Raw genomic sequence first — 16607 nt, 5'->3', positions numbered from 1 at the left:
ACGATTGACTGCTTGCCCACCCGTCGTCGACGCGAGGCAAGCCATTGAATTCTGACCTGCTCGCCCCTCTCGACCTGGCTTTCTGGAACATCGAGTCCCCGGAACACCCCATGCACCTGGGCGCCCTCGGCGTCTTCTCGGCCTGCTCGCCCGCCGCGGGGGCCCACGCGGCCGACCTGCTCGCCGCGCGGGCGGCGGCCGTGCCGGGGCTGCGGATGCGGATCCGGGACGTCTGGCAGCCACTGGCCTTCGGGGGCGCCACGCGCGAGCCCGCCCCCGACTTCGACCCCCTGGACCATGTCCGGCTGCACGCGCCCACCGCCGACTTCCACGCGGTGGCCGGGCGGCTCATGGAGCGTCCGCTGGAGCGGGGCCGCCCGCCGTGGGAGGCCCATGTCCTCCCCGGGGAGGACGGCTGCTCCTTCGCCGTGCTCTTCAAGTTCCACCACGCCCTGGCCGACGGACTGCGCGCGCTGACCCTCGCGGCCGCCATCCTCGACCCGATGGACCTGCCGGCCCGCAAGCCGCGTCCCGAGGAGCCCGCGAAGGGCTTCTTCCCCGACGTGCGCAAGCTGCGGGGGTTCATCAAGGACACCGTCTCGGACGTGGGCCGCGCCCTCGACATCGGCGCGTCCGTCGCCCTGTCCACCGTCGGGGTGCGCTCGTCCTCCGCACTGACCTCCGAGCCGAGCGGAACCCGCCGTACGGCGGGAGTCGTCGTGGACCTCGACGACGTGCACCGGGTCCGCAAGGCCCAGGGCGGCACCGTCAACGACGTCCTGATCGCGGTCGTCGCCGGCGCCCTGCGCCGCTGGCTGGACGAGCGCGGCGACGGCAGCGAGGGCGTCGCGCCCCGTGCCCTGATCCCGGTCTCCAGGCGCCGCCCGCGCACCGCGCACCCCCAGGGCAACCGGCTCTCCGGCTACCTGATGCGGCTTCCGGTCGACGACCCCGACCCGCTCGCCCGCCTCCAGACGGTCCGCACGGCGATGGACCGCAACAAGGACGCGGGGCCCAACCGGGGCGCGGGCGCGGTCGCCCTGCTCGCGGACCACGTCCCCGCGCTGGGGCACCGCCTCGGCGGGCCGCTGGTGAGCCAGGCCGCCCGGCTCTGGTTCGACATCCTCGTCACCAGCGTCCCCCTGCCCGGCATCGGCCTGAAGCTCGGCGGCAACGTGGTCACGGAGGTCTTCCCCTTCGCGCCGCTGGCCCGCGGCCAGTCCCTCGCGGTCGCCGTCTCGACGTACCGCGGGCAGGTCCACTACGGCCTCGTCGCCGACGCCGAGGCGGTACCGGACCTCGACGTCCTGGCCAAGGCGATCACCGCGGAGGTGGAGACGCTCATCACCGCCTGCGAGGCTTGACCGTCCCCGTTTTTGGAGGACCGGCCCGGCGCTCCGTAGAATTCCCTGTTCGAAAGCGGACGCGGTCGGAGCGCCGCACGGTGAGCCAAGGAAACGGCAGCGCGATGACGGTGACAGAGGAAGGCCCGGCGACCACGGACGAGGTCGTCCACGAGCCCGGTGACGAGGTCGTGTACGGCCCCGGTATCGACCCGGAGCGACTGGCCGTCTGCCTCGGCGTGCTCGACGAGCTGGACAAGCTGGAGGTCGACCACCCGGACGCCATCGCCGTGCGCCGGGCCACCGCCGGCGTCTACCGCACCGTCAAGCAGCGCCGCCGCCAGGAGCGCAGGGCCGCCAAGACCGCGCACGACAAGACGGTCACCGAGGCCACGGCGACCGGCTCCGCCCAGCGCATCGACGACGAGACCGAGGGCATCCTGCCGCAGTCGGTCACCGAGGCCGGGAGGATCGCCGGGATACTCCAGCGCCCGCGCTCCTGCTACACCTGCAAGACCCGGTATGTGGAAGTCGACTACTTCTACCACCAGCTCTGTCCGGACTGCGCCACCCTGAACCGGGACAAGCGAGACGTCCGCGCCGACCTCACCGGCAAGCGCGCCCTGCTCACCGGCGGCCGCGCCAAGATTGGCATGTACATCGCGCTCAGGCTGCTGCGCGACGGCGCGCACACCACGGTCACCACGCGCTTCCCCAAGGACGCCATCCGCCGCTTCAAGGCCATGGACGACTCCGCGGACTGGATCCACCGCCTGGAGGTCGTCGGCATCGACCTGCGCGACCCGGCCCAGGCCGTGGCCCTCGCCGACCAGGTCGCCGAGGCGGGCCCGCTGGACATCCTGATCAACAACGCGACACAGACCGTACGCCGCCTGCCCTCCGCCTACGCCGCCCTGGTCGACGGCGAGAGCGCCCCGCTGCCCGCCGGTGAGCTGCCCGCCCACCATGTCATCGGCGCCTTCGGCTCCGGCGCCGTGGACGGCCTCGCCGCGCTGCCGGCCGGCATCAGCGGCCTCGACGCCCAGCAGGTCGCCGACCTCGCCCTGGTCGCCGGCAACGCCAGCGTCGCCCGGCACCTGGACGGCACCGCCATCGACGCCGGCGGCCTCGTCCCGGACGTCGTCGACACCAACACCTGGGTGCAGACCATCGAGCAGATCTCCCCGGTGGAACTCCTCGAGACCCAGCTGTGCAACTACACGGCGCCGTTCATCCTCATCAGCAAGCTCCGCCCGGCGATGGCCGAGGCGGCGAAGAAGGCGGCGAGCGGCCGCGCCTACGTCGTCAACGTCTCGGCGATGGAAGGCGTCTTCGGCCGCGGCTACAAGGGCGCGGGCCACCCCAACACCAACGCCGCCAAGGCCGCGATGAACATGGTCACCCGGACCAGCGCCCAGGAGATGTTCCAGAGCGACGGCATCCTCATGACGTCCGTCGACACCGGCTGGATCACCGACGAGCGCCCCCACTACGACAAGCTGCGCCTCGCGGAGGAGGGCTTCCACGCCCCCCTCGACCTGGTCGACGGCGCGGCCCGCGTCTACGACCCGGTCGTGCGCGGTGAGGCGGGCGAGGACCTGTACGGCGTCTTCCTGAAGGACTACGCGCCCGGCAAGTGGTAGGCCCTTATTCGCTCGCGGGCCCGGGTGCCGGCGTTCTACCGTGACGGTGGAGCGCCGGTGTGCCCGGTGCGATGGTCACGCGTTCTTCGTGGTTCGATCCCATACAGGCCCACCCGCGGGCCTGTCGCCCTGTCGGAGGGCACCGCGCGACCGCTTTGATCTCGGGCACCCGCACTCAGCCGGTTCCCGGCGCCCGTGAGCGCAGCCGCTCGTGCACCGCGTACGTCCCGGAGGAGTACGCGGCCCGCACGCTGGTCCCCCCGTCCACGAGCAGGTCCGCCCCGGTCACCCACTCGGCCGCGTCCGAGGCCAGCCAGATGACGGCCCGGGCCACGTCCGCCGGCTCCCCGATCCGTCCGAGCGGCAGCCCCGCCGCGAGGTCGTCCTCGCCCGGCTCCCATACGAAACGGGCCATTTCCGTGCGTACGAGACCGGGGGAGACGGAATTGACCCGGACCCGCGGGGCCAGTTCGCCCGCGAGCTGCCGGGTGAGATGGAGCAGGGCCGCCTTGCTGGTCCCGTAGGCACCGACCTGTGGGCCCACATGGTCCGCGCCCTCCGTGCAGATGTTGACGACCGTACCGCCGTGCTCCCGCATCCACGCCCGCCACGCGCCCTGCACCAGCCGCAGCGGCGCCTCCACGTTGACCAGGAACGCCTCGCGCCAGGCCCGCGGATCGGCGTCCATGAGCGGGCCGTACGGCTGGTTGGTCGCCGCGTTGTTGACGACGACGTCGATCCGGCCGAACGCGTCCAGGGCGAGCCGGACGACCTCGTCCAGATGCGCCGGATCCGCCACGGTGCCCGCCACGCCGATGCCGCCCAGCTCGGCGGCGACCCGCCGCACCTCCGCCGTGTCGCGCGCGGTCACGCAGACCAGTGCGCCCGCCGACGCCAGTTGCCCGGCGACCTCCCGCCCGATGCCGCGTGTGCCGCCGGTGACGATCGCGGCCCTGCCCTGAAGTCCGTACGGCGACGTCATCGGCGTACCGTCTCATGACGGGTCGTCAGTCGACAGCCCCGAGACGGGAGTTCCGGGCCGCCACCAAGTCCAGCACGGTGCGCCAGTCCTCCAGGGCCCCGGCGTCGAAGCCCGCGGTCCGGCCCTCCTCGTCGGCCAGCCGCAGGCGCAGCAGGTCGTCGTCGGCGGCGGGGCCCCGGCTGCGTACGAGGTGGAAGACCCGCTCGCCCAGCAGGGACCGTACGGCTTCGGCCGCGCGCTCGGCCCGAAGGATCTCGTCGCCCGGGCACAGCAGCTCCCCGATGTCGTGCACCAGCCCCGCCACTTGGAGCTCCTTGTCGGCGGGCCGGCCACGGCGCAGCAGCGCGGCGGTCCGCAGCGCGTGCTGATGCCGGCAGGCGTACAGCAGATCCATCAGCTCTTCGACACTGCGCAGCTGGGGGTCCCCCCAGGCCCTTCAGGCGCTGGGGGAGCGTCAGTCCTCCCGCCGGACAAGCCGTTGCCGTCCGTCAGCAGATCATGGCCGCCTTGCGATGCGGCCAACGGGACTTGAACTGCGCTGTCGGGGTGCTCGAAGGCGCGAGCGCCGACGTAGGCCGAACGGGTGATGTCTCGACGGGGCATCAGATGACAAAACCCCACATAGTAGGACCGAGTGCACACGGGCGACTTGGGAAAGTTACCCCTTGTTTTCAGCCCCATCGAGCGGGCCTCCGCTCATTTGGTTAATCTGTAGCGGACGGACAGCAGTACGGGGTCCCACCCACACCCACGGTCCGTCCTGGGGCAGCCGATCACCACGGCCTGTTCTGACATGAGTGACCGGCGCCACCGCGTCCGAACTGTTCTCGACTCAGACCCGAGCGGGCGTCCGGTGACAGATCGCACACTGACCGGTATGCCCCGAGGGTGACCCGACACATAAGGAGTGCGCGGTGACACCGGAGAAGACGAATCGCGATCAACGGCCCAAGGAACGCCCCGAGAGAGCGGGCCGCCGGCCCGGACAGCTCGGCAGCCTCGACGTGTGGGCACGGTCCGCCCCCATCCGTCTCGCGGGATACGAGGACGACCTGGCCGAACCCCACATCCTGCCCAGCGTGGACTGAGCCCCGTCGCGATCGCCGTCAGCATGGGCGTGCCAGACTCACGCCCATGCTGATCAGAGAAGCCGCGGCCGACGACTGGCCGCGGATATGGCCTTTCTGGCACCGGATCGTCGCCGCGGGGGAGACCTACGCCTGGGATCCGGACACCTCCGAGGAGGCGGCACGGGCCCTGTGGATGAGCCCGGCCAAGCGCGTCTACGTCGTCGAGGACGAGACCGGCGCCGTCGTCGCCTCCGCCTACACCACCCCCAACTACGGCGGCCCCGCCGCCCGCGTGGCCAACGCGGGCTTCATGGTCGACCCCGACCACACCGGCCGGGGCATCGGCCGCGCTCTCGCCGAGTACATCCTGACCGCCGCCAAGTCCGACGGATACCGCGGCATGGTCTTCAACGCCGTCGTCGAGACGAACCCGGCCATCGCCCTGTGGACCTCCCTCGGCTTCACCGTCCTGGGCACGGTGCCGGACGCGTACGAGCATCCGCGCCAGGGGCTGGTGGGGCTGCACGTGATGTACAAGGCGCTGTAGGTGGAGACGCCGCCTTGAGCGAGGCCGAGGTGGCTGCGGCCGAGCGGGAGTTGGGCGTCTCGTTCCCGGCCGAGTACCGCACGTATCTGCTGGAGGCGGGCGCGGGCGGGAACGTCTCCCGGCTGACACGGACGGAACAGGGCTGGTGGTGGGAGAACAACTCCCGTACCGCGCGCGAGCTGCTCGCCGTTCCCTTTCCGCACCCCGACTCCTACGTTGCCGAGGGCGACCGGCTCGGTGACCGTGAGCCGCGTGCCGAGGACTTCGTCGACGGCGACGCCTATCAGACCGCCTGGCAGGCGTGGGACGACGAGTGCGGAGTGTTCGAGGACCGCAAGACGGCCGGCGCGATCGTCGTCCAGGAGCACGGCTGCGGCTTCGCCACGCTCCTGGCGCTGACCGGCCCGCTCGCCGGCACCGTGTGGTGGGACGGGCGGGCCACCTGCGGTCTGATCGTGCCGCTCTCCCTGGACCGCCTCCGCGGCAACCCCCCGATCACCTTCGGCGAGTGGCTCGGCCGCAGTTCCTGGGACCTCCTGCCGCCCGGCTGGGGCTGATCCGGCTCAGTCCAGCGGTGCCGTCCGCTCCCACGGGTGCAGCTTCTCCAGCTGCTCCGCGACCTCCAGCAGTACCGCCTCCGAGCCCGGCCTTCCCACCAGTTGTACGGCGGTGGGGGCGCCGGACGGGAGCGTGCCGAAGGGGACGGACATCGCGGGCCAGCCGGTGAGGTTCCAGGGCGGGGTGAGCGGCGAGTAGTTGGTGTTGGCGAGCACGTTGCGGAGCCAGCCCCGCTCGTGCCAGGGCGCCGACTTGGGGGAGCGGCGGGCCAGGGCCGGGGTGAGCAGGACGTCGTACTCCTCGAAGAACGGCTCCAGGCGGCGGCGCAGTGCGTCGCGGCTCGTGCCGGTGCGCACGCCCTTCACGAAGCGGCGGCCCACCGCCGCGTGGACCCGGGTGCGGCGCGTCAGCTGTCGCGGGTCCAGACCCTGGGCGTCCTCGGAGGTGCCCGCCGTCCAGTGGGCGAGCGAGGTGAAACTCAGCGACAGCGGGTAGGACGGGTCGGCGCGGCGGACCTGGTGGCCCGCCTTCATCAGGACTCCGGCGGCCTCCCGGGCGGCGGCCGTGTAGGGCTTGGTGATGGCGATGCCGGCGATCGGGCTGCGCAGGGAGAGTGCGATCGTGTGCGTCGTGGCGGCGGACGGGGACGCCGGCTCCGTGTCCGCCAGGATGTGCAGCATCAGCCGGGCGTCCTCGACCGTCGTGGCGAGGGGCCCGTTCTCGGACATGCCGAACCAGTCGCCGTCGCTGACGCCCGCCGGGACCACGCCGTGGCCGGGCTTGATGGTGACGAGGCCGCAGTTGGCCGCCGGGATGCGCAGGGAGCCCATGCCGTCATTGCCCAGCGCGATCGGCACCAGGCCCGCGGCGACCGCGGCCGCGCTGCCGCCCGAGGAGCCGCCCGCGGTGCGCGAGGTGTCCCAGGGGTTGCGGGCGGTGCCGTGGACGCCCTCCGTCGTACCGAAGACGCACAGCTCCGGCACGTTGGTCAGACCCACGACCACCGCACCCGCCGCCCGCAGCCGGGCCACCGTGACATGGTCCTCGGCGGAGGGGGTGTCCAGCGTGGCCGCGGAGCCGACGCGCTTGGACTCGCCGCGTACGGCGAGGTTGTCCTTGACGGCGATCGGCACACCCGCGAGGGGCAGCTCGGCCAGGTCGGCGCGGGCACCGACCTCGTCGGCCTCGGCGAGCGCGGCTTCGGCCCGTACCGTCCGGAAGGCCCCGATACGGCCGTCGAGCCGCTCGATCCGGGCGAGGTGCTCGGCCACCACCTCACGGGGTGTGGCCCGCTTCTCCTGCACGGCGGCGGCGATCTCGGCGGCGGTCCGGCCGATCCAGCTGGTCACGGGTGCTCCTCGGGGGGTACTGGCGAGTACGTAGGGAGAACTGTGCCTCTGCTCGGGCGTCACGTCGAGAGGGGGACGGGCCCGGGACGGGCCTTCGGGCGCGTGGAGGACCGCCTTGGACATTCGCGGCGGTGTTCTTGGACTTTTGGCGACCGGGCATCCGAAGAAGCCCAGGTCATCCGATCAATGGCTCAACTCGGCTGACTTCTCGTCCCATTGACAGTCCCTGGGGGTCGCCCAATCATCAGTCATCCGATGAATGGGAGTCGCTCGTGAGAACGTTTCCGAGACGTCAGATCCTGGGCGTCGCCGCCGCACTGGCCCTGCTCCTGGTTCCGGTCCCGGCGGTCGCCCAGGAGGAGACCCGGCCGCCGGTCACGGTGCCCGCACTGGGCAACTGGACACCGGAATCCGGTCGTTACGAGTTCGGACCCGGCACCCGCCTCGTGGCGGACGGCCCGGCCGGGCGCAGGGTCGCCGACACCCTCGCCGACGATCTGCGGGAAGCCGGACACGGCACCGTACCGGTCGTCGGCGGCGCGGCACGCGCCGGGGACATCGTTGTCGAGGTCCAGCCGTCCCGGAAGCCGCTCGGGGTCGAGGGCTACGAACTCCGGTCCGGGAAGCGGCTGTCGGTGACCGGCGCCACCGAGACCGGCGCCTTCTACGGCACCCGGACCCTCCTCCAGCTCCTCGCCCAGGGCGACAGGATCCCCGCCGGACGCACGGTCGACGTACCGCGCTACAAGGAACGCGGAGTCGGCGTCTGCGCCTGCTACATCCACATCTCCCTGCCCTGGCTGGAGAACCTCGTCCGGGAGATGGCGTACCACAAGCTCAACCAGCTGTTGCTCGAACTGAAGGTGAAGAGCAAGGCCCACCCCGAGGCGAACACCTGGGGCTACTACACCAAGGACGAGATCCGCCGGCTCGTCGCCCTCGGCGAGAAGTACCACGTCGAGATCATCCCGGAGATCAACTCCCCCGGGCACATGGACCCGTGGATCGAGAACCGCCCCGATCTCCAGCTCACCGACGCCGACGGTGCCAAGCAGCCCTCACGGCTCGACATCACCCGGGCCGCCGCCTTCGACTACTACACCGGCCTGATCGACGAGTACGCCCAGGTCTTCAAGGCCCCGGCCTGGCACATGGGCGCCGACGAGTACATGCTCGGCTCCGACTTCGCCAAGTACCCGCAGATCCTCGAGTACGCCCAGGACAGGTACGGTTCCGGCGCCACCCCGCAGGACGCCTTCATCGACTTCGTCAACCGCGTCCACGCCTACGCGGCGGCCAAGGGCAAGAGGCTGCGCATCTGGAACGACGGGCTCACCGGCGCCAACACCGTCCCGGTGACGGCCGGCACGACCGTCGAGCACTGGCTGAACGTGACGGTCAAGCCCAGCCGGATCATCGCCCAGGGCTATCCGTTGATGAACGCGGCCTACGCCCTCTACCTCGTCCGCGGCGGCTTCCACAGCGACACCGAGGGCCTGTACGACCAGAGGTGGGACCCACGCAGCTTCGAGGGCGAGAAGCTCACCTCCGCCGAGGGCATCACCGGCGCGAAGATCAGCCTCTGGCCGGACAACGGGCGCGGGGAGACCGAGAACGAGGTCGCGGTACGGCTCTGGCCCGCCCTGCGCCACATCGCCCAGGCCACCTGGGGCGACCCGCGGCAGGCTCACGCTCAACGTGCCGCTCCAGCCCGGCGTCGAGGCCACCTGGGACACCTGCGCCGCCGCGAACACGCTGCAGCGCTGGGAGTTGCGGCGCACCGGGGACGGATACCGCCTCGTCAACGCCATCACGCAGATGGCCATGAGCGTGACGCACGGCCGGATCGTGCAGTACCCGCCCGACCAGCACCCGCCCGCCGTATGGCAGTTGACCTGATGAGGAGCCCCACCTCCATGACCGTCTCCAGACGCACCTTCGTCGCCGGCTCGGTCTCCGCGTTCCTCGCGACAGGCCTCACCCCGACATCCGCCACCGGAGCCCCCCTTCCGGCAGAACCCGCCTACCGCATCCCCGTCGGCCCCGACGACACGGCCGAGGACCTGGTGCGCAAGGCGTCCCACGTCCGGCCCACCCCACGGCAGATCGCCTGGCAGGCCCTGGAGCGCACCGCGTTCCTGCACTTCGGCGTCAACACCTTCACCGGCCTGGAATGGGGGACGGGGGACGAGGACCCGGACGTCTTCCAGCCCGCCGCCCTGGACACCGACCAGTGGGCCAGGGCCCTGCGCGACGGTGGCTTCCAGCTGGCCATCCTCACCGTCAAACACCACGACGGCTTCGTCCTCTACCCATCCCGCTACTCCGACCACACCGTCGCCTCCAGCAGCTGGCGCGACGGACAGGGTGACGTACTGCGCTCCTTCGCCGACTCCATGAGGCGCCACGGCATCAAGGTCGGCGTCTACATCTCGCCCGCCGACGAGAACCAGTACCTGGACGGCGTCTACGCCAACGGCAGCGCCCGCTCCACGCGCACCATCCCCACCCCCGTCGAGGGCGACGACCGCACACCCGCGCAGACGTACACGCTGGACGCCACCGACTACGGCGCCCACATGCTCAACCAGCTCTACGAAGTCCTCACCGAGTACGGCCCGGTCGACGAGGTCTGGTTCGACGGCGCCCAGGGCCGCATCCCGCCGGACAAGGTGGAGAGCTACGACTGGGACAGCTGGTACACGCTGGTGCGCGCGCTCGCGCCGGACGCGGCTATCGCCGTCACCGGCCCCGACCTGCGCTGGGTCGGCAACGAGAGCGGGCTGGCGCGCGAGGACGAGTGGAGCGTCGTGCCGGTCAAGGAGAACCAGTACGGGCGCACCGACTGGGCACTGTCCTACGACACCGCCGACCAGGGCAGCCGTGCCGCGCTGGTGCGGGCGCAGCCCGACACCGACTACCTCCAGTGGTGGCCCGCGGAGTGCGATGTGTCCATCAGGGACGGCTGGTTCTACCACGCCGACCAACAACCCAAGAGTGTCGACCAGTTGACGGACATCTATTTCGGGTCCGTGGGGCGCAACGCGGTGCTCCTCCTCAACATCCCGCCGGACACCGACGGGTTGCTGCCCGCCGCGGACGTGACCCGGCTGCGTGAGTTCCGGGAACGCATCGACCGGGAGCTGCCCGAGGACCTGGCGCGCGACGCCCGTACGACCGTCGCACCCGGCCTCGTGACCGTCGACCTCGGCACCGCCCGCGAGGTGGACCGGTTCCGGCTGGCCGAGGACATCGCGCACGGTCAGCAGGTCGAGAGCTTCGTGGTGGAGGCGCTGCGCGACGGAGCCTGGACGGAGGTGACCCGGGCCGGGACGGTCGGCGCGAGCCGGATCCTGCTGCTGCCGGTTCCGGTGCGGGCCCGGCGGTGGCGGGTACGGGTCACCGGGTCCCGGAGCACCGTACGGATAGCGCAGTTCGCCATGTACAGGTCGCGGCGCTGAGGGTACTCGGACAGGGCGGTCACCAGGGCGTCGGCGATCTGGTGGCCGCCCGTCGCGTCACCGCAGATGCCGGGAGAAGAAGTCCATGGTGGCGTCCATGGAGGCCGTCCACCGTGGGGAGAAGGTGTGGCCCTCGCCCTGGTACTTGCGGAGCTCGACGCGTTTGCCTGCCGCGCTCAGAGCGGCGGCCATCTGCTCCGACCAGACGATCGGGCAGGTGTCGTCCGCGGTGCCGTGGTGGATCAGCAACGGCTCGGTCACCCGGTCCACGTAAGTGCGGGGCGAGACCTCCCGCCAGAACACCGGATTCTCCTCGGGCGTGCCGTACTTGGCGTCGATCTCGGCGACGAGCGGGTCGCCCTCCGAGCGCTGGAAGTGGTCGATGTTCTCGTCCGGGCGGGAGCTGACCGGCGCGAAGGCGACCGCCGCGTCGAACAGACCCGGCGCCACGACCAGGGTGTTGTAGACGACGCCGCCGCCCATCGAGCGGCCGAGCAGCCCGAGCCGGTCGCCGTCGATCTCCGGGCGTCCGGAGTCGCGCAGCGCCAGCGCGGCGCCGATGACGTCCTCGGTGTAGCCGAGACGCAGGTCGATGTCACTGTCGGGGTCGTCGTCCGAGGCCGCGTGATTGCGGTAGTCGGTGTGCAGGACGACGTAGCCGTTGCGGGCCAGGAGGTCCTGTTCCCGGGCGAGCCCGCGGCCGGTCGTGTAGACGGCGGGGTCGATGTAGCCGTGCGCCAGCACCAGCGCCGGGAAGGGGCCCTTGCCGCGGGGGATGTTCATGAGCCCGGAGATCGTCAGACCGTTCGACTCGTACGTCACCCGGTAACCGGTGTAGGCGTCGGTGCGGGCCAGGACGGTGCCGAGGCGGAGGCCGGAACCCCGGTGCTCCTTCTGCATGAGGGCGGGCAGGGAGACCGGGTTGACGGGCTTCCTGCTGGGGGAGGGCGCGGAGGTGGAGGGTCGGGCCGACGCGGAGGTCTTCTTCGGTGCCGGCGCAGCCTCGTCGTCGCCCCCGGTGCAGCCGATCGCGACGACCAGCGTCAGCCCGGCGGCGGCACAGGCCGTTCCCCGTACTCGCATACGTCCCATTGTCGCCCGCGGGGGCGCGGAAGGGACGGGCCCGTTTCAGGCGACCCGCGCCACCGTACGGCGAGCGGTCACGTACCGAGCTGCGCCCGCAACCACTGCTCCACTTCCCCCACATGCGCGGCCGCCGCGGCCCGTGCCGCCTCCGGGTCATGGGCCAGCAGCGCCCGGTGGATCGCGGCATGCTCGCGCCGCGTCCGCTCGAAGGCCCCCTCTTCCTGGTAGCCCCGCCAGACCCGGGCGCGGAACGTCCTCGAGGACAGGCCGTCCAGGATCGCCGCCATGGTCTCGTTGCCCGCGGCCGTCGCGATCTCGCGGTGGAAGGCGATGTCGTGGGCGAGGATCTCCTCGGGGTCCTCCGTGGCGTTCATCGCCGTCAGGTGTTTCTCCACCTCGGCCAGCTGGTCCGGCGTGATCCGCGCCGCCGCCAGGGCCGTCGCCGTCGACTCCAGGATGCGGCGCACCTCGAGGAGCTCCACCAGACGCGGGCCCCGGGACAGATCGGCGACCACACCGAACGTCTCCAGCAGATCCCCGGCCTCCAGCTGGGTGACGTAGATGCCCGACCCGTGCCGTGCCTCCAGCACCCCCATCACCGTGAGCGCGCGGATCGCCTCGCGCATCGAGCTGCGGGAGATGCCGAGCTGGACCGCGAGATCCCGCTCGGTGGGCAGCCGCTGTCCCGGTTCCAGGCGGCCCTCGCCGATCATCGCCTTGATCCGGTCGATGGCGCGCTGGGTCACGGTGCCCTTCTGCGGGGCCGTCTCGTCGTCCACGCCATTCCTCCACTCACCAGGTGGCGGAAGTCTAGCCACGGATGTGGTCCGACCACTATGGCCCAAACTCCGGAAAAATCGCCGTCGGAGGGTGTTCTTCTGGCTGAGTGGTCTGATAAGTATGCGGTCATCTGCTCGAACACGCTCAACGAGGAGCCGTCAGATGCCGTGCAGGACAGTGCGAAAGCGGAACAGTTCCCGGATGGTCGGCGCGGTGGCAGCGGCCGCGGTCGCCTCGCTCGTGCTCGGTGCGTGCGGGAGCACCAAGGACAGCGCCGGCTCGGCCGACGGCGGGAAAGGGGACGGCACCGGCAAGGTCGGGGTGATCCTGCCCCTGCTCACCTCGCCGTTCTGGCAGTCGTACAACGACTACGTCCCGAAGATGGCGAAGTCCGAGGAGGTGGACGCGCTGAAGACCGTCAACTCCAACAGTGACCCCTCACAACAGATCACCGACATCAACAACCAGCTCAACCAGGGTGTCGAGGGCCTGGTCGTCGCCCCGCTGGACAGTGCCGCCATCGAGGCCGGCCTCGACCAGGCCGAACGCAAGGGCGTCCCCGTGGTCGCCGTCGACGTCGCGCCCGACAAGGGCAAGGTCGCCATGGTCGTCCGCGCGAACAACGTCGCCTACGGCGAGAAGGCCTGCGACTACCTCGGCAAGCAGATCCCCTCCGGCAAGGTCGTGCAGATCATGGGCGACCTCGCCTCGGTCAACGGCCGGGACCGCTCGGAGGCGTTCCGCGCCTGTGTGAAGGAGAAGTTCCCCAAGCTGAAGGTGCTGGAGATCCCCGCCAAGTGGGAGTCCGACACCGCGGCCTCCAAGCTGGACACCCTCCTGAACGCCAACCCCGACATCAAGGGCATCTACCTGCAGGCCGGCGGCGTCTATCTCGCGCCGACCCTGCAGACCCTGAAGTCGAAGGGGATGCTCAAGAAGGCCGGCCAGGCGGGCCACATCACGATCGTCTCCAACGACGGCATCCCGCAGGAGTTCGACGCCATCCGCAAGGGCCAGATCGACGCCACCGTCTCCCAGCCCGCCGACCTGTACGCCAAGTACGGCATGTACTACATCAAGGCGGCGATGCAGGGGAAGACGTTCCGGCCCGGCCCGACGGACCACGACTCCACCATCGTAAAGCTGCCCAGCGGCATCCTCGAGGACCAGCTGCCCGCCCCCCTGGTCACCAAGGAGAACGTCGACGACCCCGAGCTGTGGGGCAACACGGTCGGATGAGCAGCCAGGCCATCACCCCCCTCGTCGAGGCCCGCGGCATCGTCAAGCGCTACGGCCCCACCACCGCGCTCGCCGACGGCAGGCTCACCGTCCTGCCCGGCGAGTCCCACGCCCTCGTCGGCCGCAACGGCGCCGGCAAGTCGACCCTGGTCACCGTGCTCACCGGCCTCCAGGCGCCCGACGAGGGCGAGGTCCGCTTCGACGGCGAGCCCGCACCCGGGCTCGCCGACCGGGACGCCTGGCGCCGCAAGGTCGCCTGCGTCTACCAGAAGCCGACCGTCGTCCCCGAACTCACCGTCGCCGAGAACCTGTTCATCAACCGGCAGCCCCTCAAGGGCCGTTTCATCAGCTGGCGCCGCCTGAGAGAAGAGGCCGCGGCACTCCTGGACACCTGGGACGTGCACGTCGACCCGGAGGCGCGCACCTCCGACCTCAAGGTCGAGGACCGCCAAATGGTGGAGATCGCCCGGGCGTTGAGCTTCGGCGCCCGCTTCATCGTCCTCGACGAACCGACCGCCCAGCTCGACAACCGGGAGATCGAACGGCTCTTCGCCCGGATGCGGGCCCTCCAGGAGAACGGGGTCACGTTCCTCTTCATCTCCCACCATCTCCAGGAGGTCTACGAGGTCTGCCAGACCGTCACCGTCCTGCGGGACGCCCGCTGGATCACCACGGCCCCCGTGGCCGACATGCCCCGCGCGGCCCTCGTCGAGGCCATGGCCGGAGAGACCATCGCCGAGCAGACCGTGGCGGTGAGGGACGTGGACAGCACCGCGCCCGTCGTCCTGGAAGCCCGCGGCCTCACCTCGGACGCCTACCGGGACGTCGACCTGACCGTCCGCCGCGGCGAGGTCGTCGGGCTCGCCGGCATCAGCGGCAGCGGCAAGACCGAGCTCGCCGAATCGTTCACGGGACTGCACACGCCCACCGGCGGCACAGCCCGGCTCGACGGCGAGCGGCTGCCGTTCGGGGACGTGCGCCGCTCCCTGGAGGCCGGCGTCGGCTGCGTCCCGCGCGACCGGCACGGCCAGGGCCTGGTGTTCGGCATGACCATCGGCGACAACGCCACCATGACCGTCCTCGACCGGCTCGGCCGCTTCGGCTTCGTCGGCAGCGACCGCAAGCGCGGCTTCGCCACCGAGCTGATCGAGCGTCTCGACATCCACACCGAGGGCCCCGACCAGCCGGTGTCCGACCTCTCCGGCGGCAACGCGCAGAAGGTCGTCATGGCCCGCGCCCTGGCCTCCGACCCCCGCCTGCTGGTGCTCATCAACCCCACCGCGGGCGTCGACGTGAAGTCCAAGGAATCCCTGCTGTCCCGCGTGGACACCGCCCGCGAGGACGGCACCGCCGTCCTCGTCGTCTCCGACGAACTCGACGACCTGCGCCGCTGCGACCGCGTCCTCGTCCTCTTCCACGGCCGCGTGGTCGCCGAGCACCCGGCGGGCTGGCGCGACCACGAGCTGATCGCCTCCATCGAAGGAGTGGACCATGGCTGACCTGAAGGCGGCCCGGCCGCTCGCGCCCGTACGAGCCCCGGCCCCCCGGTCGGCCCGTACGGTCCTGTTGCGCCGCGCCCGCGAACTGGCCCTCGTACCCGCCCTGCTGGTGCTCATGGTGCTGGGCACGATCGTCAACGACTCGTTCCTCACCGAACGCAACCTGATCTCGATCCTCGGCGCCTCCGCCGCACTCGCCATGGTCGTGCTGGCCGAGTCGCTGGTGCTGATCACCGGCAAGTTCGACCTGTCCCTGGAGTCCGTCGTCGGTATCGCGCCCGCCGTGGGCGCGCTGCTGGTGCTGCCGGCCGCCCAGTCCGGCTGGGGCACCGAACTCCCGCCGGCACTCGCCCTGCTGGCGGTTCTGCTGGTGGGCGCCGCCGTCGGAGCCTTCAACGGCATCCTCGTTGTCAAGTTCAAGCTCAACGCGTTCATCGTGACGCTCGCGATGCTGATCGTGCTGCGCGGACTGCTGGTCGGCGCGACCAAGGGCAAGACGCTGTTCGGGATGCCCGACAGCTTCTACTCCCTGGCGACCACCACCTTCCTGACCGTCCCGATGTCGGTGTGGGTCGCGGCGATCGCCTTCGCCGTCGCCGGAATCGTCCTGAAGTACCACCGCATCGGCCGCGCCCTGTACGCCATCGGCGGCAACGCCGACGCGGCCCGCGCCGGCGGCATCCGTGTCGAACGGGTGATGCTCGGCGTGTTCGTGGTCGCGGGCACCCTGGCCGCGGTGGGCGGGATCATGCAGACCGGGTACGTGGGCGCGATCAGCGCCAACCAGGGCAACAACATGATCTTCACCGTGTTCGCGGCCGCGGTGATCGGCGGCATCAGCCTCGACGGCGGCAAGGGCACCATGTTCGGCGCCCTGACCGGCGTACTCCTCCTCGGAGTCGTCCAGAACCTGCTCACCCTCGCCCAGGTGCCGTCCTTCTGGATCCAGGCCATCTACGGCGGAATCATCCTGCTCGCCCTGATCATCGCCCGGGTGACGACCGGCCGCGCCCAGGACTGACCCGGCTGTTCCCACGACCCCGACCGAGA

At 71.1% G+C, this 16607-nt stretch carries 14 protein-coding genes; 9 read left to right on the top strand and 5 right to left on the bottom strand.

Features of this window, described 5'->3' with window-relative positions:
* Positions 1 to 44: 44 nt before the first annotated feature.
* Together QF037_RS08060 and QF037_RS08055 are read left to right on the top strand one after the other, a co-directional pair.
* A complete protein-coding gene (locus QF037_RS08060; RefSeq protein WP_307023287.1) occupies positions 45 to 1364 on the top strand; it encodes a wax ester/triacylglycerol synthase family O-acyltransferase in 1320 nt (439 codons plus the stop codon).
* A gap of 104 nt (positions 1365 to 1468) precedes the next feature.
* Positions 1469 to 2986, top strand: coding sequence for an SDR family NAD(P)-dependent oxidoreductase (locus tag QF037_RS08055; RefSeq protein WP_307023285.1), 1518 nt, complete (start codon positions 1469 to 1471; stop codon positions 2984 to 2986).
* Between the two features lie 175 nt (positions 2987 to 3161).
* Here the strand turns inward: QF037_RS08055 and QF037_RS08050 are convergent, their stop codons facing one another.
* Entirely contained in the window at positions 3162 to 3968 is an 807-nt protein-coding gene (locus tag QF037_RS08050; RefSeq protein ID WP_307023283.1) for an SDR family oxidoreductase, read from the bottom strand.
* 25 nt (positions 3969 to 3993) lie between these two features.
* Positions 3994 to 4362: an HD domain-containing protein gene (locus QF037_RS08045; protein ID WP_307023281.1), complete on the bottom strand. Its 369-nt coding sequence runs from the start codon at positions 4360 to 4362 to the stop codon at positions 3994 to 3996.
* A 520-nt stretch (positions 4363 to 4882) separates the two neighbouring features.
* On the opposite strand from QF037_RS08045, the gene QF037_RS08040 reads away from it, so the two are divergent.
* The 3 genes from QF037_RS08040 to QF037_RS08030 are packed head-to-tail and all read left to right on the top strand — an operon-like array spanning position 4883 to position 6142.
* Entirely contained in the window at positions 4883 to 5056 is a 174-nt protein-coding gene (locus QF037_RS08040; RefSeq protein WP_107080540.1) for a hypothetical protein, read from the top strand.
* A gap of 46 nt (positions 5057 to 5102) precedes the next feature.
* The gene (locus tag QF037_RS08035; protein ID WP_307023277.1) at positions 5103 to 5585 is read left to right on the top strand and encodes a GNAT family N-acetyltransferase; all 483 of its coding nucleotides are present in this window, start codon (positions 5103 to 5105) and stop codon (positions 5583 to 5585) included.
* 14 nt (positions 5586 to 5599) lie between these two features.
* A complete protein-coding gene (locus QF037_RS08030) occupies positions 5600 to 6142 on the top strand; it encodes an SMI1/KNR4 family protein (protein ID WP_307023275.1) in 543 nt (180 codons plus the stop codon).
* Between the two features lie 6 nt (positions 6143 to 6148).
* Here QF037_RS08030 and QF037_RS08025 read toward each other — a convergent pair whose 3' ends face one another.
* The gene (locus QF037_RS08025) at positions 6149 to 7492 is read right to left on the bottom strand and encodes an amidase (protein ID WP_307023273.1); all 1344 of its coding nucleotides are present in this window, start codon (positions 7490 to 7492) and stop codon (positions 6149 to 6151) included.
* Between the two features lie 272 nt (positions 7493 to 7764).
* Here QF037_RS08025 and QF037_RS08020 point away from each other — a divergent pair, with 272 nt between their 5' ends.
* Positions 7765 to 10953: an alpha-L-fucosidase gene (locus QF037_RS08020; RefSeq protein ID WP_307023271.1), complete on the top strand. Its 3189-nt coding sequence runs from the start codon at positions 7765 to 7767 to the stop codon at positions 10951 to 10953.
* 57 nt (positions 10954 to 11010) lie between these two features.
* Here QF037_RS08020 and QF037_RS08015 read toward each other — a convergent pair whose 3' ends face one another.
* Together QF037_RS08015 and QF037_RS08010 are read right to left on the bottom strand one after the other, a co-directional pair.
* Positions 11011 to 12036, bottom strand: a complete 1026-nt coding sequence (locus QF037_RS08015; protein ID WP_307023269.1) for an alpha/beta hydrolase family protein — start codon at positions 12034 to 12036, stop codon at positions 11011 to 11013.
* A 77-nt stretch (positions 12037 to 12113) separates the two neighbouring features.
* Positions 12114 to 12818: a FadR/GntR family transcriptional regulator gene (locus QF037_RS08010; protein ID WP_307023267.1), complete on the bottom strand. Its 705-nt coding sequence runs from the start codon at positions 12816 to 12818 to the stop codon at positions 12114 to 12116.
* Positions 12819 to 12981: 163 nt separating this feature from the next.
* Here QF037_RS08010 and QF037_RS08005 point away from each other — a divergent pair, with 163 nt between their 5' ends.
* From QF037_RS08005 to QF037_RS07995, 3 genes are read left to right on the top strand one after another with little or no spacing between them, the layout of a single operon-like run.
* Entirely contained in the window at positions 12982 to 14058 is a 1077-nt protein-coding gene (locus tag QF037_RS08005; RefSeq protein ID WP_307023265.1) for a sugar ABC transporter substrate-binding protein, read from the top strand.
* Positions 14055 to 15557: a sugar ABC transporter ATP-binding protein gene (locus QF037_RS08000; protein WP_307023263.1), complete on the top strand. Its 1503-nt coding sequence runs from the start codon at positions 14055 to 14057 to the stop codon at positions 15555 to 15557. Before QF037_RS08005 ends, QF037_RS08000 begins: the two co-directional genes overlap by 4 nt.
* The gene (locus QF037_RS07995) at positions 15550 to 16578 is read left to right on the top strand and encodes an ABC transporter permease (RefSeq protein ID WP_307023261.1); all 1029 of its coding nucleotides are present in this window, start codon (positions 15550 to 15552) and stop codon (positions 16576 to 16578) included. The genes QF037_RS08000 and QF037_RS07995 overlap by 8 nt, the downstream gene beginning before the upstream one ends.
* The last annotated feature ends 29 nt before the right edge of the window (positions 16579 to 16607 follow it).

This window comes from Streptomyces canus, assembly GCF_030815415.1.
Taxonomy (GTDB): domain Bacteria; phylum Actinomycetota; class Actinomycetes; order Streptomycetales; family Streptomycetaceae; genus Streptomyces; species Streptomyces canus_F.
The sequence above is the reverse complement of the archived record's forward strand: the minus strand, read 5'-3'. Positions and strand labels throughout refer to the sequence as shown.